General features: G+C 24.3%; 2 pseudogenes. Both read left to right on the top strand.

The features are described from left to right. Nucleotides 1-424: pseudogene (locus ACH8JV_RS19445) on the top strand (hypothetical protein); the annotation flags it as partial. Between the two features lie 218 nt (nt 425-642). Next, nucleotides 643-1,101: pseudogene (locus tag ACH8JV_RS19450) on the top strand (hypothetical protein); the annotation flags it as partial.

Here is a 1,101-nt window from a genome sequence, read left to right on the forward strand (position 1 = left end):
ATATAATATTTTTGAAGGTAAAGTTCCTTTAAAATCTAATGTTGACTTTACATTGTTGTACAATGATAAAAATATTGTGGCTTTCAGAATTCGAGAAAATAGTAATATAGATTATGTGAAAGAACCATATAAAAATTTTACTGCAAATGCATATTTTTATAATTTGATAAATAATAAATTTATTGAAGTGCCAGTTTTGAATTCAGATAGTGAGGATAAAAGTAAGTCGACCGATATCTTACAAGGAGATCAGTTAACATATGATTCAAAAAAAGGGCAATATATTTATCTAGCAAATATAAAATCTTATAAAACAGGAAAAACTCAATCTATAAAAACTATTTTTAACAGTAATTTAAAGTGTATTTCATCTACTTTGGGATGTGAGACAATAGGGGTTCTTCCTGCTACAAAAGCAAATTAATTTGTAAAAGCCCAATATAAGTTGGGCTTTTCAAATATTTTTAAATCTTCAAATACATACTAGGTCCACTATCAATCATAAATTTCAAAATGATTTAGGTTATAAAAAATAGCTTTTGCGCTTTGATAACTTTAATTTGAAAACCTAGATTAGAATAATCAAATAGATTATTATTTATAAATTTAAAAAATAGTATTTTACTAAATTAAGAGCATAGCATGTTTAGAAGAAAAATATTTTTAATTGGTATGTTAGCTTGGACTAATGTTGCTAATGCTGAGTTTAATATAGAAAATAATCTAAATCAGCCTGTATATATCAAATTAGGGTATCAGAATGTTTTAAATTCTTCCTTTATATATACTGATGTCAGCAAAAATGTAGATTTGAAAAAAAATATCGTTACTGTTCCATATGGCGAAGTTACAGTTTTACTAAACCCAGTTTTGAATAATAATAATGAGATAAAAGGAAAGGATTATTACTTTATAAACTATCAACCAAAAATTCTATTAGGAAAAAATCAGTATAAGCTTCCTTTTATTATTTCAGATGTTGGAGCAATTGGTACTAGTATTATTTATAATGATAATAATATTGCTATTTTTTCAATTGAAAGTTATGCAAATCCTGTGTCAAATAATAATTCAAAAAAATTTAAAAGTGATGTATATATA

The sequence above is a fragment of the Acinetobacter sp. ABJ_C5_2 genome (genome assembly GCF_044538485.1).
GTDB classification, from domain to species: domain Bacteria; phylum Pseudomonadota; class Gammaproteobacteria; order Pseudomonadales; family Moraxellaceae; genus Acinetobacter; species Acinetobacter nosocomialis_A.